This window comes from Sphingobium sp. (genome assembly GCF_035511395.1).
Lineage (GTDB): Bacteria > Pseudomonadota > Alphaproteobacteria > Sphingomonadales > Sphingomonadaceae > Sphingobium.
This window is the reverse complement of record NZ_DATKFP010000368.1, coordinates 1-20,786: the sequence shown is the minus strand read 5'-3', so window position 1 is coordinate 20,786 and position 20,786 is coordinate 1. Positions and strand designations below refer to the sequence as shown.

General features: G+C 63.6%; 14 protein-coding genes. 3 read left to right on the top strand and 11 right to left on the bottom strand.

Annotation, left to right across the window (positions count from 1 at the left end; translation table 11 throughout):
- Window positions 1-515 precede the first annotated feature (515 nt).
- Entirely contained in the window at window positions 516-2,531 is a 2,016-nt protein-coding gene (locus tag VMR39_RS25370) for a TonB-dependent receptor (protein WP_325420450.1), read from the bottom strand.
- 385 nt (window positions 2,532-2,916) lie between these two features.
- Here VMR39_RS25370 and VMR39_RS25365 point away from each other — a divergent pair, with 385 nt between their 5' ends.
- A complete protein-coding gene (locus VMR39_RS25365) occupies window positions 2,917-3,186 on the top strand; it encodes a hypothetical protein (RefSeq protein ID WP_325420448.1) in 270 nt (89 codons plus the stop codon).
- A 106-nt stretch (window positions 3,187-3,292) separates the two neighbouring features.
- Here VMR39_RS25365 and VMR39_RS25360 read toward each other — a convergent pair whose 3' ends face one another.
- The 10 genes from VMR39_RS25360 to VMR39_RS25315 form a co-directional block, all read right to left on the bottom strand.
- Complete coding sequence (locus VMR39_RS25360; protein WP_325420446.1) at window positions 3,293-3,487, bottom strand: hypothetical protein; 195 nt, start codon at window positions 3,485-3,487, stop codon at window positions 3,293-3,295.
- A 343-nt stretch (window positions 3,488-3,830) separates the two neighbouring features.
- The gene (gene cobA / locus VMR39_RS25355) at window positions 3,831-4,616 is read right to left on the bottom strand and encodes a uroporphyrinogen-III C-methyltransferase (protein WP_325420444.1); all 786 of its coding nucleotides are present in this window, start codon (window positions 4,614-4,616) and stop codon (window positions 3,831-3,833) included.
- Entirely contained in the window at window positions 4,603-7,215 is a 2,613-nt protein-coding gene (locus tag VMR39_RS25350; protein ID WP_325420442.1) for a molybdopterin-dependent oxidoreductase, read from the bottom strand. The genes cobA and VMR39_RS25350 overlap by 14 nt, the downstream gene beginning before the upstream one ends.
- 114 nt (window positions 7,216-7,329) lie before the next feature.
- Window positions 7,330-7,665, bottom strand: coding sequence for a nitrite reductase small subunit NirD (gene nirD, locus VMR39_RS25345; protein WP_325420440.1), 336 nt, complete (start codon window positions 7,663-7,665; stop codon window positions 7,330-7,332).
- 4 nt (window positions 7,666-7,669) lie between these two features.
- Window positions 7,670-10,189: a nitrite reductase large subunit NirB gene (gene nirB / locus VMR39_RS25340; RefSeq protein ID WP_325420438.1), complete on the bottom strand. Its 2,520-nt coding sequence runs from the start codon at window positions 10,187-10,189 to the stop codon at window positions 7,670-7,672.
- A gap of 213 nt (window positions 10,190-10,402) precedes the next feature.
- Complete coding sequence (locus tag VMR39_RS25335) at window positions 10,403-11,611, bottom strand: hypothetical protein (protein WP_325420436.1); 1,209 nt, start codon at window positions 11,609-11,611, stop codon at window positions 10,403-10,405.
- Window positions 11,612-11,761: 150 nt separating this feature from the next.
- Window positions 11,762-13,006, bottom strand: a complete 1,245-nt coding sequence (locus VMR39_RS25330) for a nitrate/nitrite transporter (protein ID WP_325420434.1) — start codon at window positions 13,004-13,006, stop codon at window positions 11,762-11,764.
- Between the two features lie 214 nt (window positions 13,007-13,220).
- Entirely contained in the window at window positions 13,221-14,435 is a 1,215-nt protein-coding gene (locus tag VMR39_RS25325; RefSeq protein WP_325420431.1) for an ABC transporter substrate-binding protein, read from the bottom strand.
- Window positions 14,432-15,013 carry an ANTAR domain-containing response regulator gene (locus VMR39_RS25320; protein ID WP_325420429.1) on the bottom strand — a complete coding sequence of 194 codons (582 nt, stop codon included), beginning with the start codon at window positions 15,011-15,013 and terminating at the stop codon, window positions 14,432-14,434. The genes VMR39_RS25325 and VMR39_RS25320 overlap by 4 nt, the downstream gene beginning before the upstream one ends.
- Before the next feature lie 20 nt (window positions 15,014-15,033).
- Window positions 15,034-15,489: a hypothetical protein gene (locus VMR39_RS25315; protein WP_325420428.1), complete on the bottom strand. Its 456-nt coding sequence runs from the start codon at window positions 15,487-15,489 to the stop codon at window positions 15,034-15,036.
- A gap of 164 nt (window positions 15,490-15,653) precedes the next feature.
- Here VMR39_RS25315 and VMR39_RS25310 point away from each other — a divergent pair, with 164 nt between their 5' ends.
- Together VMR39_RS25310 and VMR39_RS25305 are read left to right on the top strand one after the other, a co-directional pair.
- Window positions 15,654-18,674 (top strand): TonB-dependent receptor domain-containing protein, encoded by a 3,021-nt coding sequence (locus VMR39_RS25310; protein WP_325420427.1) that lies wholly within the window; start codon window positions 15,654-15,656, stop codon window positions 18,672-18,674.
- 61 nt (window positions 18,675-18,735) lie between these two features.
- Window positions 18,736-20,786, top strand: a 2,051-nt coding sequence (locus tag VMR39_RS25305; protein ID WP_325420425.1) for a zinc-dependent metalloprotease, incomplete at its 3' end; no start/stop codon positions are given.

Here is a 20,786-nt window from a genome sequence, read left to right as displayed (position 1 = left end):
CCCTAAAATGACTCTTAATCAGCGGGTCCTAGGTTCGAGCCCTAGTGCGTCCACCAAATTTTCCAGTACGTTAGCTCACGCTCTCCGGATCACCGTCTTAGCAAGACGGGATTTAGGGCCGTGGGACGTTCCTGCTTTGCTCTCACGCAGCGAGCTATCGTGTCGAAGCGTTACGGACGGATGCTTCAACGCCATTCGTCATAATTGGCGGATCGCCATACCAAGGCTCCTCGAGCCTGCGTCCATTCCGCCATGTTGAGTAAAGCAATCCTCGCAACAACCGGGGAGAGGAGCTCTGTCGGACATCCGCCCGTAATAGCGCCATCGATATCGATCGCACCCGGCACGACCGCGATGATGGCGCTGCTATTGGCCGTTGCCTCGTCGGGTGCGTTCGCGATGACCTGCCCTGTTTACAACATTGCCGTTCCTGCCAGCGGCGCCGTTGATTCCACGGCATCTTCTCTCAATTTATTGTAAGAATGGAGGTCAGAAAGAGGGAACTGAGGCCTCCGTTATACCTTGGCTCGATGGCTGAAGCTGACACCGATCCAAAGCGTACGCGGCGTGCCGAGGTCGATCGAGCCGCCGGCATTGCGGGTGACGATCTCCTCGTCGAATAGATTTTCGCCCCGCGTGATCAGGGTCACACCATGGCCGATCGGCAGGCGCGCTATGGCATCCACGGTCAGCGCGTCGGGCAGGATGTCGCTTTGCAGGTCATCCTCATACTGGTCCGCGACATAACGCAGCGTCGCCGACAGCGACGGCCCCTGCTGCGGCGCCCAGGCCAGCGTGGCGCTGGCGGCATGGCGCGGGCTTTGGGCGGGCGTGAAGCCGTCGAAGGCCGCGCCGGTGGCATGGACCGTACTGTGGCTATAGGCATAGGAAGCCGACAGGCGGAAATCGCCCAGTTCCCCCGCTGCCGCAAGTTCAATCCCCTTGGCGACAATCCGATCGACATTCTGCCGCTGACGCGTGTTGGCCGCGATCGTCACGTTGGCGATGGCGTCGTCCAGCCGATTGTAGAAGGCGGTCGCCGACAGGCTGATCCCTTCGGTGGGGGTCAGGTCGATCCCGGTCTCCACGCCCTTGAGTTTCTCCGGCGTCAGCGCCGCATTGGCCTGCGTCGTGATCGGGAAGACGACGAAGGGGCGGTAGAGTTCATTGAGCGTTGGCAGACGGAAACCGCTATAGGCGGCCGCCCGCAGCGCCAGCGCATCGCTGACCTTGTAGAGCGCGCCCACCCGGCCCGATACTTTCCAATCGGACCGGTCGGCATAGTCGCTGCCAGTGGCCGCGCCGGTCGTCGCACTCACCTGCCGGTAGAAGCCGTTGCGGATCGTCCAGCGGTCCGCCCGTGCGCCCCCGGTCAGGACCAGCTTGCCGATGCTCCAGTCATCCTCGACAAACAGGCCGGTCGTCCACTGTTCGCCGCCGGCATGACGCAGGAAGGTGCGCGGATTGCCCGCGACATTGGCGTTATAGGCGTCCTCATACATATCGCCGGTCGCAAAGCGCGTATCCACGCCGATCCGCAACACATGGTCGTCGCCGACCGGTGGTCGCAGCTCGATCTTGCCGCCGATGCCGGTTGAGGGCGTGTTCCTCTGGTCGAGCGACTTGCGGAAGGTCGAGGAAGAGATGACGATGTTCGAGAAGTTGCGCGCCTGGATATAGGCCAGCGCATCGACCTGCCACGGCCCGCGCGAAATATAGCGGATGCTGGCATCCTGCCCCTGGCTCATGCTGTCCGCGCCGGCGAAGCGCAGGGTGCGGTTATCCTCGAACAGGGTCGCGCGGAATTGCAGTTCAGACGTGGCGCTGATCGGCGCGACTGCGCGCAGATTGGTTGACCAGCCGTCATAGGCGGCCGGCACGGTCGCGGCGTTGCGCTGGTCCCTGGGCGTGGTCTGGAAACCGTCGCCCCGGTCCCATCGGCCCGACAGCGAGACATAGCCGCTGCCAAGATCGGGCGTCACCGTCGCGGACAATTCGGTTGCATCACGGCTGCCGTAAAAGGCGCTGGCGGCGAAATCGGGTAACTGGTCGCGCGTCGCGCTCGCCATCTCGATAGTCCCGGCAACCGCGCCCGCGCCGAACGCACCGATGCCGCCGCCGCGCGTCACGCGTACGACCGACAACCGTTCGGGAGCCAGCGCGCTGAAGGGGATATAGCCGAAAAAGGGGTCGGCGATCGGCACGCCGTCGAGGAGCATCAGTGTCCGGCCCGATGCATTGCCGCCCAAGGCGCGCAGCGTGGTGCCCTGATTGGATGGGTTGGACGAACGGCTGTCCGATCGGCGGAATTGCTGGAAGCCGGCGACGTCGCCCAATACGCTTTCGATCCGGCCCGATGCGCTGTCCATCAGCCGCTGCCGGTCGATCACCACCGATCCATAGGCCGGCGTCCCCGGCGGCAGGTCCAGTCCCGTGCCGGTTACGACGATAGATGACGCATCACCGGGCACTTCAGCCCAAGCGATGGTCGGGACGGTCAACAACAGGACGGATAGAAACTGCTTCTTCATGGCGCTCCCCAAGGACTTGGCTCCCTTTTGTGGTTTGTTCCCGCTTTTGCAAACGGAAAGGGGCTGCATCTTCCTGGGATGCAGCCCCTGCCCCGCGACATTAGTTCTTCGGTCAGAAGAATAGGTGCGCCCGTCAATCGGCCATGTCCCGACCAGCAGAGCCAGGGTTGCCGCGTCAAGCGGTGAACTCGATGGCCGATGGCAAGCCGGACGACGTCATCGCCGGCCGTGTCCAGATTGAGGGATGCCGCATGAGTGCGGCAATTCAACATCGAGTGGCGGAAAATCCCCTCCCCGCTTTCTCTTCGCCCGGCAGCGACATCGGTATCCCGGTCAAGAGGATAGCCGCACGCCGGGCGACGCGGTTGAGGAGGTTATGAGGGCCGTGGCCGCATCAATTGAAAGGGAAGCTCACTTACATGGCATCGACTATCAAACGCCCGTGGAGAAGACTATCCCTCGCCGCGCAACCGACGCCGCAGATTTAGCAAGCGATAATTGTCTGGCGGCGGCAACAGCCGCACTTTTCGATCTTTGCCGCAACGGCGTTATCGATCGACAGAAAGATGTTCTCAAGCCCGAACTTGGCCCGCAATCTCTTCAGACGCATCAATTTGCTTGCAGGCATTTCGGTCCATCCGTTGGATGGTCGTGATATACCTAAGCTGTCCCCAGAATGTGCAAATGCATCACAGACGCATAAAAATATGCGTTCAACCTGGATGCCAAGCCCGACCCTGCCCGAATGAACAGCGCCTCGCCTAAACTCGGCCGCCGGACCTCAACAGATTTTCAACAGCCGACACATGGGCGGGAACCGGACGCGCCTGATAAAAGTCGCGGAAATCGATATATCCCAGTTCCCGGATGCGCGCTGCAACAGCATATCGCATATCGTCATTGAGAATAGCGGCAATGTGCCGTTTAAGCGCCTGGATGCGCTGTTCAATACCCATGACTGGCCTCCATATATCAATTTATCTCAGAGGCCATGATGACTGCCGCATGAACGAACTGCAATGTCGTTGCCGCGCCATTGCGCCAAAGTGCGCGAATTTGTCGACCAATTAAGTAGAATATAAAGGCTATCTGGGCTGCATGTATTCAAACGAGAATCGGATAACAATCCTACATCGCTTCCGCCGAGAGCCATCGTCAATCTCTGGCAGGCGAAGTGACGCGTGTTTGGCGTAAAAGCCCATAAGAATGCGTTGTCCTGCCGTAAAAAAACGCCAGCCGAGCGCCATCAAGCTGACGGTCATATACGTGGCGCGTCGCGAACCAACGCAAGAAGGCAGTTTATCTGATCGATATATTCTCTGCCATCGCCCCGACAGATGTTGTGCAGGCCTGCGCAACAGCCTCACCGATCAGGATCAGCGTTGGGCGATCCTCTGCAAATGCCTCCATCACCAGCGGCATCAGGTCTAGTCGTGTCCGCAACCTTTGTTCCTGCGGCAAGGAAGCGTCGCAGGTGATGAGCGCGGGCGTTGCCGCTGGCAGGCCGGCCGCCATCAGTGCACGGCTGAGCTCGGGCGCGGCGTCCCGCCCCATATAGACGGCGAGCGTACACGCCGGATCAGCCAGAGCCTTCCAATCGAGGTCCAGCGCTTGTCCTTTGCGGCTATGCGCGGTGATGAACTGGACGCGGCGCGCGATGCCCCGGAGCGACAGCGACAGTCCTGCGGATGCGGCGGCAGCGCTGGCGGCCGTGATGCCGGGGCAGACATAGACTTTGGCACCGATTGCGCACAGGGATGCCATTTCCTCGGCGGTGCGCGCGAACATCGCGGGATCGCCGCCTTTCAATCGTACGATACGTTTGCCCGCGAGCGATGCGGCGACCAGCATCCGGTCGATCGTCTGCTGATCCTTCGAATGACGGCCCGAGCGTTTGCCGACGCCGACCCGTTCGATGCCCGCCGGAATCAGGTCCAGCACGCCCGGCCCGACCAGCGCGTCGTAAAAGACGATGTCGGCCGCCGCGATCAGCTTTTCGGCCTTGCGGGTCAGCAGGTCCGGGTCACCCGGCCCTGCTCCCACCAACCAGACTTCACCGGGCGCGATCAAATCATTCGGCTGCATTGAGCGTCTCCTGTGTCGTCTGGGCAAGGATGTTGGCGAGCGCGGGGCGGCACGATCCGCAATTGGTCCCGGCGCCCAGCGCCTTGCCGATGGCGGGCACGTCGATCAGTTGCTGGTCGCGGATGGCGGCAACGATCTGGTTGAGGCCGATGTCGAAACAGACGCAGATAGACGTGCCCTTGTCCGGCTGGCTGCCGGGGCCACGCGCGGCGAGCACGGTCGCGCCCACACCCTCCACCGCCAACTGGCCGATCAGCCAGTCGCGCGAGGGGAGCAGGCCGGTACGCGTCGCGAACAACACGCCGGTCAGCCTGCCATCGCGGATGATCGCGACCCGCCGGGTGCCGCGCGTGAGGTCGATCGCCTCGACCCGATCCCCCTTGGGCAGGCAGGCTTCCAGCCGCGCCGGATCGCCATTGCCCGCAATCTCGTAGAGCGCGCCGCCCGGTACAGCCACGCGCGTTGCCCAGAGGCAGGGCAGCTTCACCGGATCCTGCCCGCGCAGGATCAGGAAACCCTTCCATTCGGTCGCGACCCGATCGACGCTGGCAGGGGTCGACTTGAAACCCGGCTGGCCCGAATGGGGATCGACCAGCGGGCGCGGCAGCAGGCCGGTGCGGCCGCCGCTGCTGGTCTGGTCGGTCCAGTGGATCGGGGTGAAGATCTCGCCCGGCCGCTGGCCGTCGCTGACGCACACGCGGAAGATGCTGTTGCCCTGCGCGGTCTGGACCCGCGCCAGATCGCGGTCGACGATGCCCAGTTCCTCGGCGTCGCGCGGGTGGATTTCCACCAGCGGCTCCTCGCGGTGGCGCGCCAGCTTGGGGGCCAGGCCCGTGCGGCTCATCGTGTGCCACTGGTCGCGATAACGCCCGGTGTTGAGCGTCATCGGCCACTGTTTCAGCGGCTCCTGAATGTCCATCTGCTTCGCCAGCACCAGCCGCGCCTTGCCGTCGGGGGTGGAGAAGCCGCCCTTTGCGAATGGCTTCTCCCCGCCCCAGCGGAACGGCTCCATCGCCTCATAGGCGTCGTTGCCGATGGTGGCGTGGCTGCGCAGGTTCAGCAGGCGCTGGCCGTCATTCTGATAGGCGGTGAGGCGCGCATGTTCGCGCCAGATATCGGCGGGCCTGTCATAGGCGAAGGCGTTGCGCCATCCCATGCGGCGGGCGACTTCCTTGACGATCCACCAGTCGGGCTTGGCCTCGCCGGGCAGCGCCAGGAAGGGGCGCTGGCGGCTGACGGTGCGGTCGCTGTTGGTAACGGTGCCGTCCTTCTCGCCCCAGCCGGCAGCCGGCAGGCGGACATGGGCATGGGTGGAGCTGTCGGTATCGGCCATGATGTCCGACACGACCAAGAAGGGCACCGATTCCAGCGCCTCTCGCACGCGGCCCGCATCGGGCAGCGACACCGCCGGGTTGGTCGCCATGATCCACAGCGCCTTGACCCGCCCCTCGTTGATCGCGCGAAACAGGTCGACCGCCTTCAGCCCCGGCTTGGTCGCCATCGTCGGCGCGGCCCAGAAGCGGCCGACGCGCGAGACATTCTCCGGGGCGAAGTCCATGTGCGCCGCGAGCGTCGAGGCCAGCCCGCCGACCTCGCGCCCGCCCATGGCATTGGGCTGGCCGGTGATCGAGAAGGGCGCCGCGCCCGGCTTGCCGATGCGGCCCGTCGCGAGGTGGACATTAATGATGGCATTGACCTGATCGGTGCCGCGGATCGACTGATTGATGCCCTGGCTGAACAGGGTTACGGTGCGCGGCGTGGCGGCGAACAGCTTGTAGAACTGCTCCAGCAGCGCGGGCGCGATGTCACAGGTCTTGGCCGTGGTCCACAGGTCGTGGCCGGTGAGGATATGGTCCCAGAAGCCTCCGGGGGCATTCACATGATCGGCTATATAGAGGGAATCGGTGATGCCCTGCGCATCGCACCAGGCGAGCAGCCCGTTCATCAGCGCGACGTCGGTGCCGGGCTTGACCGGCAGATGCAGGTCGGCGCCTTCGCAGGTTTCGGTGCGGCGCGGGTCGATCACGACCAGCCTGGTGCCCCGCGTGGCGCGGGCAGCCTGTATGCGCTGATAGACGATCGGGTGGCACCAGGCGGTGTTGGAGCCGACTAGAACGATGAGGTCGGCTTCCTCCAGATCGCCATAGCTGGCGGGGACCACATCCTCGCCGAAGGCGCGGTTGTGGCCGGCGACCGCGCTCGACATGCAGAGGCGGCTGTTGGTGTCGATGTTCGCCGTGCCGATGAAGCCTTTCATCAGTTTGTTGGCGACGTAATAATCCTCGGTCAGCAGCTGGCCTGACACGTAGAAGGCGACGCTGTCGGGGCCATGGCGGTCGACCGTTTCCTTGAAGCGCTTCGCAACCAGATCCAGCGCCTTGTCCCAGCTGGCGCGCCTGCTGCCGATCATCGGGTGCAGCAGCCGGCCGGTCAGGCCGACCGTCTCGCCCAGATGCGTGCCCTTGGAGCAGAGGCGGCCGCCATTGGCCGGGTGCGCTTCGTCGCCCTTGATGATGACCGATCGCGGCCCCGTCGGCGTGGCCGAAATGCCGCAGCCGACACCGCAATAGGCGCAGGTCGTGCGGATGGCCTCTGTCATGCCCTTACCTCATGATTCCAAGTGAAAAAAAGTGGGTGGAGGCATAGGCCGCAAGGGATGCCCAGCTTATCCCTTCCACCCCGGTCCCCGCCGGCAAGAGCAGGGACCGTAAGCTCATGCGGCCGCCTTCATTGCGGCGGGTCGGGCGATCAGGATGCGACCGCCCTCCTGCCTGACCGCGATGGTCGGCGTGCAGCCCTCGTCATTGCCCTGCGCTTCGCCCGTTTTCAGGGCGATGTTCCAATTGTGCAGCGGACAGGCGACGCTGTGGCCATGGACGATGCCCTGGCTGAGCGGCCCCTTCTTGTGTGGGCATTCATTAACCAGCGCGAAGACTTGATCGTCGCCGGTGCGGAAGACGGCGATTTCCTTTTCGCCGCCAATCTGTAGCGTGCGTGCGCCGCGCTGGGGAATGTCGGCCAGCGTTCCGATGTCGATCCAGTCGGTCATGTTCTTACTCCGCAGCGATGGCGATGGGTGCGAGGGGCTGGTGCAGTTCGGCATGTTGGCCTGCTGCGCGTTCGGCCCAGGGGTCGTCCTGGCTGAAGCTTTGCGAATAGAGGAAGCGGGCACGCAGCGCTTCGCGGCCTGCATCATCCTCGACGATGCGCTGCTTCACATACGCGACCCCAACCCGCTCGATCCACGGCGCGGTGCGCTCCAGATAGCGCGCCTCCTCGCGGTAAAGCTGGGTGAAGGCGGCGCAATAATCCATCGCTTGCCTCTCGGTCGCGACCTTGCAGAGCAGGTCGGTGGCGCGGACATGGATGCCGCCATTGCCGCCGACATGCAGTTCGTACCCTGAGTCCACGCAGACCACGCCGAAGTCCTTGATCGTCGCCTCCGCACAGTTGCGGGGGCAGCCGGACACGGCGATCTTGAACTTGTGGGGCATCCACGACCCCCAGGTCATCCGCTCGATCTTGACGCCAAGGCCGGTCGAGTCCTGCGTGCCGAAGCGGCACCATTCGCTGCCGACGCATGTCTTCACCGTGCGCAGCGACTTGCCATAGGCATGACCCGACACCATGCCCGCGGCATTGAGGTCAGCCCAGACAGCGGGCAGGTCTTCCTTCTTGATGCCGAAAATGTCGAGACGCTGGCCGCCGGTGACCTTCACCATCGGGGCGTCATATTTCTCGACCACATCGGCGATGGCGCGCAATTCACGCGGGTTGGTGAGGCCACCCCACATGCGCGGGACGACCGAATAGGTGCCGTCCTTCTGTATATTGGCGTGCATCCGCTCATTGACGAAGCGGCTCTGCTGGTCGTCCTGATATTCGCCGGGCAGCGCGCAGAGCAGATAGTAATTGAGCGCAGGGCGGCAGGAGGAGCAGCCATCCGGAGTCGACCAATGGAGCAGCTGCATCACTTCGGGGATCAAGCGCATATTCTGCGCCACGATCTCGCGGCGGACATCGTCATGGGTGAAGCTGGTGCATTTGCACATCGTCTTCGGACCCGAGGCCACATCGTCGCCCAGCGTCAGTGCCAGCAGATTTTCAACGAGGCCGGTACACTGCCCGCAGCTGGCAGACGCCTTGCAACTGCCGCGCACCGCGTCGAGGCTGCAATTGCCCGCTTCGATGCAGGCGACGACCTGGCCCTTGCTGACGCCGTTGCAGCCGCAAATCTCGGCATCGTCCGAGAGCGCCGCAACGGCCGCCTTAGGGTCCAGCGCGCCTCCTCCCGAAGCGCCAAGAATCGCATAGGCCTGCCCGAAGATCAGCAGGTCGCGGATTTCCGCGACATCTTCCTCGCGCTTGAGCAGGTCGAAATACCAGCCACCGTCCGCCGTATCGCCGTACATCACCGCGCCGATGACCTTGTCATCCTTGACCACGACACGCTTGTAGACGCCTCGCGAAGCGTCGCGCAGGACGATGTCCTCGCAGCCCTCGCCACCGGAGAAGTCACCGGCGGAAAAGACGTCCAGACCCGCGACCTTGAGCTTGGTCGAGGTGACGGAACCCTTGTAGCCGCTGTGCTGATCGGTCAGGCCATCCGCGAGGCTGCGGCACATGTCCCAGAGCGGCGCGACAAGACCGTAGACATTGCCGTCATGCTCGACACATTCGCCAACCGCGAGGACATCGGGGTCGCTGGTGACCATGTGATCGTCGACCTTGATGCCGCGATTGACTTCGAGGCCGGCTTCACGGGCCAGAGCCGTCGAGGGGCGGATGCCCACCGCCATCACCACCAGGCTCGCGGGGATTTCGCGGCCGTCCTTCAACCGGACGCCCTCGACCTTGCCGTCGCCATAGATGCTTTCGGTGTTCGCACCGGTCAGGATGGTCTGGCCGCGCCCTTCCAGCGCGGATTTGAGCAGCCAGCCAGCCGCTTCGTCGAGCTGACGCTCCATCAGCGTATCCATCAGGTGGATCACCGTCACCTTCATGCCGCGCAGGGTCAGACCATGGGCCGCTTCCAGCCCCAGCAGACCACCGCCGATCACCACTGCACTGCCACCCCTATCGGCAGCCGCCAGCATGGTGTCGACATCCTTCATGTCACGGAAGCTGATGACGCCGGGCAGATCCTTGCCCGGAACCGGGATGATGAACGGATCGGAGCCAGTGGCGATCAGCAGCTTGTCGTAATGGACGCTGCGTCCACTCTGCGCCGTGACGCGCTTGGCGTCCCGGTCGATCGCCGTCACCGGATCGCCTGCAATCAGTTCGATGCCATTATCGTCATACCAGGCGCGGTCGTTGATAACGATCTGCTCGAAAGTCTTCTCGCCCGCCAGGACCGGCGAGAGCATGATGCGGTTATAGTTCACATAAGGCTCTGCGCCGAAGATGGTGACGCGATAGCGCCCCGCATCCCGCGCCAGCAGTTCCTCCACCGCGCGGCAACCGGCCATCCCGTTGCCCACCACGACGAGATGCTCGCGCACATCGTCGGAGGGGACGAGGAAGCAATCCTCGCTGTCGACCGCCGGTGCCAATCCGCCCTGAAATTCCATCGCCGTAACTCCAGAAAACAAAAAAGCCGCCATCCAGACCCCCGGAACGCTAGGCTTCCGGGAGTCTGGATGGCGGCTTTGCCATCATATCGCGCCTTGCCGATTCTACCCTGAACCGTCGCGGCTATGTCGAGCGGGACATCCTTGTCCCTTGCAGTGCAGCATATGGAGAATCGCCCGATCACTCAAGCGATTCCTCTCATGCCATTTCAATCAGATGGACCAATCCGCCTGCAACCAGAGTTTTTCCGTATCGGTCGCCATCTCCTTCGCCTCATACTGGGCATAGCGCACCGACAGCGCGGTCTTCCCTGCCTTCGCGGAAGCAATGAGGTTCCATTCATTGCCATAATGCTGGTCCAGCCGGTCGCTGTCGAAGCGATGCCAGACCGCCTGAAGCGATACGCCGGTCAGCGGGCCGACCTGCTTCCAGCCGTAGCCGCCGCCGACATAAAGGTCGCGGATGCCATTGGCGGGCGTGGTCAGGAACTTGTCGGCCCAACCCTGAAACTTGAAATTGGTGCCGAGCGGCGTCTGGAAACTGGTGAAGGGAAGGCCATTGCTCGCGCCCAGCACTTCATAGCCGGCATTGAGTTTCCACCCCCTTACGTCCAGCAGCAGGTCCGCCAGCCAATAGTCGGCGCTGTAGTCGTTGGGATTGCGATGATAATCCGACTGGCGCGCGTAGCTCAACTGATAGCCGATCTTTGCCGCCTTCGACAAAGCCTGGGTTCCCTCCAGCCGTGCGCCATAGGTCTGGCTGGACAGGCGGAATGCCTGCACCGCCGCCTCATCCTGATCGACCAGATAGGCAAAACCGGTCAGCGCGCCGACGGGCGTTGCCCAGGACAGGTTGGCGAAGATATTGTCGCCGCTCACGGCCTGCTGTCGCGCGCCATTGCCCTGGAAACCCCAGATGGTACGCACGCTCCAGGCATAGGAGACATCCAGCTTTACCCCCCTTGCCGGCGTCAGTTCGGCGCGCACCGCGTCGAAGGTCTGCGCATTGTCTCGGAAAGCGACATTGCCGACAAGCCGTTCGTCATCCAGCGCGATCTTCTGCCGGCCACCGGTCACGATCAGTGCTTTCGTCCGATACTGGAGCTGGGCGATGTACAGCGCGACATTTTGCGGATCGGAAATGATCGGTCGGGTCGCCGCGCCGTTCACCCCGTCATAATAGTCATCGACGATCGCCAGCGTCCCCTGTCCCACCACGGTCGCGGACAGCGCGCCGCTGCGGGCGGTCAGGCCGGCGCGGGCACGTACGGTGAGCGCCTGGGATGTCTCATCGGCCAGTCCCGTCTGGTCGGCCCCTTCATAGCGCAGCCGCGCTTCGGCGACGGGCTTCAGGCTGATCTCCTGCGCGCAGGCCGGCGCTGTGACGGCCAGCGCGGCCGCCGATGCGAAAAGATAGTTCATGGAAAAATCGTCCCCCTTCGGACGCGCCCCGCGATTATAGTAATGGGGACGGCGGTCCAGTTTCTTATAGCATCGGCCCGTAAAGACCCGGCCGTTCGGACGGCGTTTTTCTACGCGATGCTTGAAACGGCCGCCGCCCTCCCCTCCGGATCAGATGCGCGCGCCGGTCTTCCAGCTTGCGCGCCACTTGGCCTTGACCAGTGCGACGCCCAGGAAGGCCGCCATCGCCAGCGCGGCGAAGATCAGGAAGCCGGGCGCGAAGCTGCCGGTCAGCTGCTTGGCAAGACCAAGCGAACTGGCAAGGTAGAAGCCGCCAATGCCGCCCGCCATGCCGACCAAGCCGGTCATGATGCCGATTTCCGCCTGGAAACGCTGGGGCACCAGCTGGAAGACCGAGCCGTTGCCGGTGCCGAGCGCCAGCATCGCCAGAACGAAGAAGCAAAGCGCGGCGGGCAGCGAGGTCGCCTGCGACACACCGGTCAGCGCCAGTGCGGCGACGACATAAACCATCATCAGCGCCTTGACGCCGCCGATCCGGTCGGCCAGCGCGCCCCCCATGGGACGCACCAGCGACCCGGCGAATACGCAGCCTGCGGTGCAATAGCCCGCGATGATCGGGGTCAGGCCGAACTGGTCGGTGAAGTAGATAGGCAGGCTGGCGGCCAGCCCCACGAAGCCGCCGAAGGTCACGGCGTAGAAGGCCATCAGCCACCAGGCATCCGCCTGCTTCAGCGGCTCGAAATAATCGACCAGCTTCTTGGGCGCGGGGGCGTTTGGCGCGTTCTTGGCCATGATGATGTAGAGGACAAAGACGATCGAGAGCGGAATGCAGGCGAGGCCCAGCACAGCGTTCCAGCCGAACAGTTTGGCCAGCATCGGGGCGAAGAGCGAGGCGAGCACCGTGCCCGAATTGCCCATGCCGGCGAGGCCCATCGCCTTGCCCTGATGTTCGGGCGGGTACCAGCGGCTCGCCAGCGGCAACGCGATCGCGAAGCTCGCGCCGGCAAAGCCCAGGATGACGCCCAGCGCCAGCGTACCGGCAAAGCTGTCGATGCCCATCGCCCAAGCGGTGAACAGGCCCATGATGACGATCAACTGGCTAATCGCGCCCGACAATTTCGGTCCGATCCGGTCAACCAGCAGGCCGTTAACGACGCGTAGCAGCGCGCCCGCCAGGGTCGGCGTGGCGACCATCAATCCCTTTTCGGCCGGGGTCAGCATCAGCGTCTTGGAAATCATGGGCGCGAGCGGCCCGAGCAGCACCCACACCATGAAGGCGAGGTCGAAATAGAGAAAGGCGGCGATCAGGGTCGGCGTGTGGCCGGCCTTCCAGAAGCTGGTCGCGGGCGCTGGCACGGCGTCCTGTCCTTCGCGATCCCAATAAGCGGTTGCCATGATACGTCCCCCATTTAACGAAATGGACACGAAAAAAGCCGCAGCCCAGACGTTACCCATAGGTAAATCCGGTCAGCGGCTTTGCTGCGAAATATGGTGAGGACGGCGATCCCACCCTTGGGACGGCCCATCCTGATAAGCGCGCTTCGATGCGCGACTCCTATATCATCACGCAGAACGCATCATGTTGCAAGGCACAAAATTCGACGCGGTTTCAACGCGGCGCCGCAAAACCCGCGAGGAATTCCTCGATCTTTTCCGGATCGAACAGCCGCCCGTCGAAGAAGCGGTCCGGCCCCAGTGTCAGCTCACCCCGACGCGATCCCACCGCCATGGGCAAGTCGACCGCGCCCTCCACCTTCATGCTCGCGCCCGGCATGGCGACGTCGCTGTCGGCGAGCGCCCGACGGAAGATATCCGGGCGGAATACCGCGCCCGCCTTTGCCGCGGTTGCGGCATCATGGTCGACCATGGCCCAGCGAACAAGCTGCGAATAGATCCACAGAGCCTGACTGCGCCACGGGAAGGGCGTCGCTTCCCGGCTGAACAGCATGAAGTCGGGATTGGCGATCGCCGCCTCCCCTGCGCGCGCCACGATCTGGCCGGACAGCGCGCGGCGGATCAGATCGGCCGGCTGGTCGACATAGCGCGGATCGGCAAGCAGATCGGCCAGCGCGCCGTGATTTGCCTGATCGTCGCACCAGGCAGCTGCTCGCGCCAGCGCGCGCAGCAGCCGGTCGACCGTGTCGGGATTTTCTTCCAGCCATGTTTCGCGGAAGGCCAGAACCTTCTCCACGCCGCGCCGCCAGATACGCTCGCCGATCGCCACCGTCTCGGCCAGTCCCGCCTCGACCGCCGCGCTGCCCCAGGGTTCGCCTGCAATGAAGCCGTCAATCTCGCCCGCGCGCATTGCCTCCACCGTCAGCGACGGTGGTAGCACGCGCAGCACCACATCCTTGTCCGGGTCCACCCCCGCGCTGGCCAGCCAGTAGCGCAGAATCAGCGAATGACTGGAAAAGCGGTGGACGACGCCGATTACCGGCTTGCGCCGCCACAGGCCGATCGCAGCCGCAAAATCATGCGCCGTGCCGAGAGGATCGGCGAGGCGCGCAGCGACGTCCGGTTCCAGCGCTTTGGCAAAATCGCTCGCCATCACCAGCATGTTGCCGTTGACGCCCAGCTTGTAGGGCGCGGCGAGCGCGGCGGGCTGCTGGCTAAGGCCCAGAGTCACCGCGACGGCGAGCGGCGCCAGCATCTGCGCCGCATGGACCTGCCCGAACACCAGCCGGTCACGCAAGGTCGCCCAGCTCGTCGTGCGGACGAGGGTTAGGTTCACCCCTTCCTCCTCGGCAAAGCCCTTTTCGCGCGCAGCCACCAGCACGGCAGCGTCGTTCAGCGGCAGGAAGGCGATCTTAAGCTCGGTCGTCATACGCCTCCTCCCAGCAGGTCGCTGGCGGTGATCAGCGCCTGCGCCACATCCACGATCTTCTTGCCCTGGTTCATCGCGCTCGACCGCAGCAGTGCATAAGCATCCTGTTCGGACAGGCTGCGCTGGTTCATCAGGATCGACTTGGCGCGATCGATGATCTTGCGATCGCTGAGCGCGGTGCGCGCCTCGTCCAGTTCGCCCTGTATCTTGGCAAAGGCGTTGAACCGCCGCACCGCCAGTTCGAGTACCGGCTTGACCCGTTCCTTGCGCAGGCCGTCGACGACATAGGCGGACACACCTGCATCGATCGCCGCGCCGATCATGCTGTCGTCCGACTGATCCACAAACATCGCGATCGGACGGGCAAGCGCGCGGCTGACCGTCAGCATCTCCTCCAGCGTATCGCGACTGGGGCTGCCCAGGTCCATCAGCACGACGTCGGGCGCCATGCGCTCCAGCCGCGCAACAAATGCCCCGCGCGGCGGAACAATATGGATGTCATCATAGCCCGCGTCTCGCAGTCCTTCTTCAAGGACTGTCGCACGCAGCCCGCTATCGTCGATAATGACAATTCGCATCGCCGCCCCTTCGGCTACGGTCATAGCAGCAGTTTTGCGGTTTGCGTCAATGCAAAGCGAAGCCGAACGAGGTATGTGCGTCCCTCAAAGCGGTTGAGGAAGCTCCGGACCGGGCTGATCGTCGATATGGTGATGCATCGGTCATGGTCGGTCGCAGGGGAACGTGTCCGGCCAGCGCTCTCGGCGATTGCCCATGGCACGACTGCGCCGAAAACCCCTTGGTCTTCTCCGATTTCTTTCGAATCCCCGAACGAGCTTGAGCCCTCGACGTCAAGGCGGGAAGGCAGGAGAGAATGCTCCAATCCTGCCTGCCGGTTCGCCAATCGGTTCGCGGCGAGGCGAATTATCGTCATACTTTCCTGGTTGCTTTGGCGATCGATAATCCAGTGCAGGAGACAGATCTCAAAACGGGAATGAAGTCGGCGCCACAATCGGCCATAACGCCTGCCGATGAAGCGCCTATCGATCAGCGTCATGCATACCGCCATCATATAATTGAAATTTTTGCTGGGGGATTTTTCCTCGCCTGCGTCTCCCGAAACGAGAGAGGGTTTTGGACCTGACACCCGATGAAGGGGGAGGCCGCCTTTTTGCATGTCCATTCGCCGCGTGCGGATGCTCGGAATCAGGGGAAAAGACGATGGGAGTTTTTCGGACCAAGGGGGCTTGCGCAGCGAGCCTGATCGCCATGAGTTGGGTCGCGCTGAACAGCGGCGACATCGCCATGGCGCAGGAAGCGGCCGAGGGTGAGGCGACGGCGGAGATCGTCGTCGTCGGATCGCAGATCAAGGGTGCGAAGATCAACGAGGCACTGCCCGTCACCGTCGTGTCGACAGACGAGATCAAGAGTTCGGCTGCCGTGTCAGGCGATGAGCTGTTCCGGTCCATCCCGCAGTTCGGCGATGTGCAGTTCAACAGCCAGTATCTGCCCGGCAGTTCCAACGGCGCTCGCGGCGATATCGGATCGCTCGACCTGCGCAGTCTGGGCATCGGCAACACGCTGGTGCTGCTGAACGGCCGCCGCGTCGTCGCTCACCCGACCAGCCAGGCGAACGACCAGTTGGTGCCTGTACTGAGCTACAACACCAACGCTATTCCGGTGAACGGGCTGGAACGACTGGAAGTGCTGCGCGACGGTGCCGCGGCCATCTATGGCGCGGACGCGGTGGCGGGCGTGGTCAATACCGTGCTCAAGACCGACTATCAGGGCGCGGAACTGTCGCTACAATATGGCGGGGCCGAGGGCACCGGCCTGCGCGAGTTCAACGCCAATGGCGTGATCGGCACCAATTTTGCCGAAAATCGCGGTAACATCACGCTGTTCGGCAGCTACGACCATGGCACCGGGCTGGAATCGACCGAACAATATTTCACCGCATCGTCTGACAAGCGCGACCTGTTCGAGGGCACCCGCTTCGAAGGCGCGACATCCCTCGATGGCCGATCGACCACCACGCCCTTCGCCAACCTGCGGACCTACGGCAATCGCGCTGTCACCTATAATGGCAGCGCATTGACCAATGCATCGGGCCAGTTCCACCTGCAACCGACCAGCAGCGCCGGCTGCGTCGCGACGGTCGGCAACGACCGCTGCATTCAGGGCGGCGCCATGGCGACGGCCGGCGCGGACCGCGACCTGCGCTATGACACCCAGGCGCAGGGTGTGTCGATCATGCCGCGCTTGGACCGCATCAACCTGTTCATGACCGGTCATTACGACCTGACCGACGATGTCAGCTTCTTCACGGAGGCGGGCTTCTACCGCAGCAAGACCAAGGCGCAACAAAGCCCGGTCGCCACGCTGAGTTCCATCCCAATCTATGTACCCGCCAGCAACTATTGGAATCCGTTGGGTCAGGCGGTGTTCGCTGACGGGACGACCAACCCCAACCGACTCGCTGGCACCAACGCGCCGACGTCGGGGCTGCCGCTGACGATCAACAATTATCTGTTCGAAGACTTCGGGCCGATGAACATTACCGTAACGAACCAACAATTCCGCCTGCTGGCCGGCTTGCGTGGCGAATATAAGGGTTTCAACTGGGAAAGCGCAGTCAGCTACTCCGAAGCCTGGGCCCGTGACGTCAGCGACAATATCAGCCGCACCAAATTGCAGGAATATCTGTCGCTCTCGACGCCTGACGCCTATAACATCTTCGGCACGTCGGTGAACAGCCAGTCGACGATCGACGCGATGCGCGAAGATCTGGTCCGTTACACCAAGTCCACGCTCGCCACCTATGACTTCCGCGTGTCCAAGGCCGACCTGTTCACTCTGCCGGGCGGCAATGTCGGCTTCGCGGCCGGCATTGAGGCGCGCCGCGAAACGCAGCTGGACGACCGCGATCCGCGCATCGACGGCACCATCACCTATACCGATCCGCTGACGGGCGCTGTAGCCGGCGACTTCGTCAATTCGGCGCTCAACGACAATACCAGCGGTCATCGCGAAGTCTTCGGCGCCTATGCCGAGTTCGCCGTACCTGTCATCTCGCCGGAAATGGAAATTCCTCTGGTCCGCGCGTTCGATGTCCAACTGGCCGGGCGCTACGAACATTATAGCGATTTCGGCGATGTCGCCGTGCCCAAGGTCGCGGCTGCATGGGACGTCATAAAGGGGCTCCGCTTCCGCGGCTCCTGGGCCAAGTCCTTCCGCGCGCCGAACCTGGAGCAGACCAATGCGACGGTCGTGACACGCGCCAACAGCCGCACCGACTTCATCATGTGCGAGGCGGATGTGCGCGCCGGACGGATCGCCGACTTCTCGCAATGTTCGCGGGCACAGACGACCTCCGCACGCCGATCGGGCAATCCCAACCTCGACCCCGAACGCGCCAAGACCCTGTCCTTCGGCGTCGTTCTGGAGCCGCCGCTGCCGGACGGTGCGGGCAACCTGACCGTCACCGCCGACTGGTGGCGCGTGCGCCAGACCGGACTGGTCGGCATCTTCGGCGAAGGCAATGCGCTGATCCTCGACTATCTGCTGCGCAAGGAAGGATCGACCAACCCCAATGTCATCCGTGCCGCGCCGACCGCATCGGACGTCGAAGCCTTTGCCGGCACCGGCCTGACGCCCGCAGGCGAAGTTCTCTACGTCCTCGACCAATATACCAACCTGCAACCGCAGACGGTGAAGGGGCTGGACTTCAACCTGACCTATCGCACACCCGAAACCAGCATCGGTCGTTTCAACCTGGCGGTCAACGCGTCGCATTTCCTGAAATATTATCAGGAACCCTCGCCGGGCATCGCGGCTCTGCTGGCAGCACAGGATGCGGGCGAAATCGACGCGGCGGTGAATATCTCAGGTGGCCGCAGCTTGCTGCAAGTGGACCGCAAGCCCAAGTGGCGCGGCTCAGCGTCGCTGACCTGGTCGCTGAACAATGTGACGGTCGGCGCCTTCGCCCAATATACGGGCAAGGTCTATGACACGGGGCTGATCGACGCCGATGGCGATTATTGGGCAGTGAAGGCCACCACCACGGCCAACCTTTATACCCAGTATCGCTTCAGCGAGGGGCCATTGGACGGAACCAGCGTTCGCATCGGCGTGCGCAACCTGTTCGACAAGGCGCCGCCACTGTCGTCCAGCGGCTATCAGGGCCAGCTTTATTCACCCCTGCGCCGCTATTGGTACTTGAACATCAGCCATAAATTCTGATGCCTACGGGCGCCGGCCATCGCGTCGGCGTCCATTTTTCCAGTTCAGGATCAATATCTTCATGAAAGCCTTGCGCGCCCTGCCCCTCGTCGCCCTGATGATCCTGAGCACCCAAGGCGGCGCAGTAGCCGCCCAGCCGGCCCCGGCTGCCAAGGCTGCTCCAGCCAGCCTGTTCGGACTGCTCCCGGCGGAAAAGGGGGGACAGCGCATCCTGCTTCCCACCGCCGGGAAAGACGGCCTGATCGGCCGTTACCTCTACACTCCTTCGATCGCCGGCGGTCTTGGCGCGGCGGAAATCGGGCTCGATCGCGCGCGGCTTGGCGAGACGCAGGTGCTGCTGTTCCGCAAGGTCGGCAACCGCGTCATGGCCGAGTTCGAAAATCTGCGCTTCCGCGCTCTCAACGGAGATGCGGGTGAGGAACAGGCGGTCCGCCGCTCCTTTTCCGGTTCGCCGATCTGGTCGGGCGATATCATGAGCGAGGATGGCAATGGCATCGTGGTCGACCTGTCCGGCCTGTTGATGCGCGACGCCTTCGACGTTGCCGGACGATTGAAGGCGACCAAGGCAGGCAGCTACAAGATCGCGGCGAACCTCAGCTATGTCGACGCCATGCAGACCCTGGCCTTTCCCGACAATGTCGAATTCGAGACGGCCCTGACCTTCACCAGCGACGATCCCGGCCGCGCGATCGAACGCGTGCTGCCGGACGCGCGCGCGCTGACCGTGCGGGTGCATCACAGCTTCATCCGCTTGCCTGACGATGATTTCCACACCCGCGCCCATGACCCGCGCACCGGCACTTCAGTCCAGGTCATCCGTAACAATTATGCCGCCGCGCTGAACGAACCGATCGTCACCCGGCTGGTCCGCCGCTTTCGGCTGGAGAAGGTGGATCCGGGCGCCGAGCGATCACGCGTGAAGAAGCCGATCATCTTCTATGTGGACCGCGCCGCGCCGGAAGCGATCCGTACCGCGCTCAGGGAGGGCGCACAATGGTGGGCGCAGGCCTTCGATGCGGCCGGCTTCATCGACGCCTTCCAGGTCGAGGAACTGCCCGCGAACGTCAATCCCATGGACGCGCGCTACAATGTCGTCGCCTGGATCCATCGCGAGACGCGCGCCTGGTCGACCGGCACCACGATCGTCGACCCCCGTACCGGCGAGATCGTGCGCGGCGTGGTGCAATTGGGGTCGCTGCGTGCATGGCAGGACAAGCTGATTTTCGAGGGGTTGGTCGGCGCCGAGAAGGAGGGCACAGGCGGGCCGGACGATCCGATCCAGCTGGCGCGCGCCCGGCTGCGCCAGCTTGCGGTTCATGAAGTCGGTCATGCGCTGGGCCTCTCCCACAATTTCGCCGGATCGACTTTCGAAAATCGTGCCTCGGTGATGGATTATCCCGCGCCGCGTGTCGGCATCCGCGAGGGACAACTGGACCTGTCGGACGCCTATGCCACTGGCGTCGGCGCATGGGATCGGTTCGCGATCGACTGGCTCTATCGCCAGTTTCCGGCCGGGACAGATGAAAAGGCAGCGCTAGACGCCTTGGCCCGCACGGCGCAGGCCAAGGGCTATCGCTTCGTCGCCGATGGCGACACGCGCGGCGATGGCGATGCCCAACCGTGGGGCAATATGTGGGATGACGGAACGGACGCCGCCGCGCAGTTGAGCCATATCCTGGCCGTCCGCAAGATCGCGCTGGAACGGTTTGGCCTCGACAATCTGCCGGCCGGAGCGGCGGCGGCCGACCTGCGCCGGATGATCGTGCCCATCTATCTCTTCCATCGCTATCAGGTGACGGCGGCATCGAAACTGATCGGCGGGGTGGAATATAGCTATGCGGTGAAGGGCGATCGCCATGAGCAGGCGCAACCCGTGGACGCAGCGCAGCAGCGCGCCGCGCTCCGCGCGCTGCTCGCAACCCTCGATCCAGCGGCCCTCGACTTGCCCAACCGGTTGATCCCGCTGCTCTCGTCGATCCAGTCTGGAACATCCGACCGCCAGACCGAGATCGAACTGTTGCCTGGCCGCACGGCCGCCGCATTCGACTGGGCGCGCGCGGCGGAAGTGGCCGCCGATGGCAGCCTGATCGCTCTGCTCGCGCCCGAACGGCT

Excerpts from the sequence above, each read along its gene's own strand:
- VMR39_RS25370 (WP_325420450.1), bottom strand. The coding sequence starts at position 2,531 with ATGAAGAAGCAGTTTCTATCCGTCCTGTTGTTGACCGTCCCGACCATC.
- VMR39_RS25360 (WP_325420446.1), bottom strand. The coding sequence starts at position 3,487 with ATGGGTATTGAACAGCGCATCCAGGCGCTTAAACGGCACATTGCCGCT.
- cobA (WP_325420444.1), bottom strand. The coding sequence starts at position 4,616 with ATGCAGCCGAATGATTTGATCGCGCCCGGTGAAGTCTGGTTGGTGGGA.
- VMR39_RS25350 (WP_325420442.1), bottom strand. The coding sequence starts at position 7,215 with ATGACAGAGGCCATCCGCACGACCTGCGCCTATTGCGGTGTCGGCTGC.
- nirD (WP_325420440.1), bottom strand. The coding sequence starts at position 7,665 with ATGACCGACTGGATCGACATCGGAACGCTGGCCGACATTCCCCAGCGC.
- nirB (WP_325420438.1), bottom strand. The coding sequence starts at position 10,189 with ATGGAATTTCAGGGCGGATTGGCACCGGCGGTCGACAGCGAGGATTGC.
- VMR39_RS25335 (WP_325420436.1), bottom strand. The coding sequence starts at position 11,611 with ATGAACTATCTTTTCGCATCGGCGGCCGCGCTGGCCGTCACAGCGCCG.
- VMR39_RS25330 (WP_325420434.1), bottom strand. The coding sequence starts at position 13,006 with ATGGCAACCGCTTATTGGGATCGCGAAGGACAGGACGCCGTGCCAGCG.
- VMR39_RS25325 (WP_325420431.1), bottom strand. The coding sequence starts at position 14,435 with ATGACGACCGAGCTTAAGATCGCCTTCCTGCCGCTGAACGACGCTGCC.
- VMR39_RS25320 (WP_325420429.1), bottom strand. The coding sequence starts at position 15,013 with ATGCGAATTGTCATTATCGACGATAGCGGGCTGCGTGCGACAGTCCTT.
- VMR39_RS25315 (WP_325420428.1), bottom strand. The coding sequence starts at position 15,489 with ATGACGCTGATCGATAGGCGCTTCATCGGCAGGCGTTATGGCCGATTG.
- VMR39_RS25310 (WP_325420427.1), top strand. The coding sequence starts at position 15,654 with ATGGGAGTTTTTCGGACCAAGGGGGCTTGCGCAGCGAGCCTGATCGCC.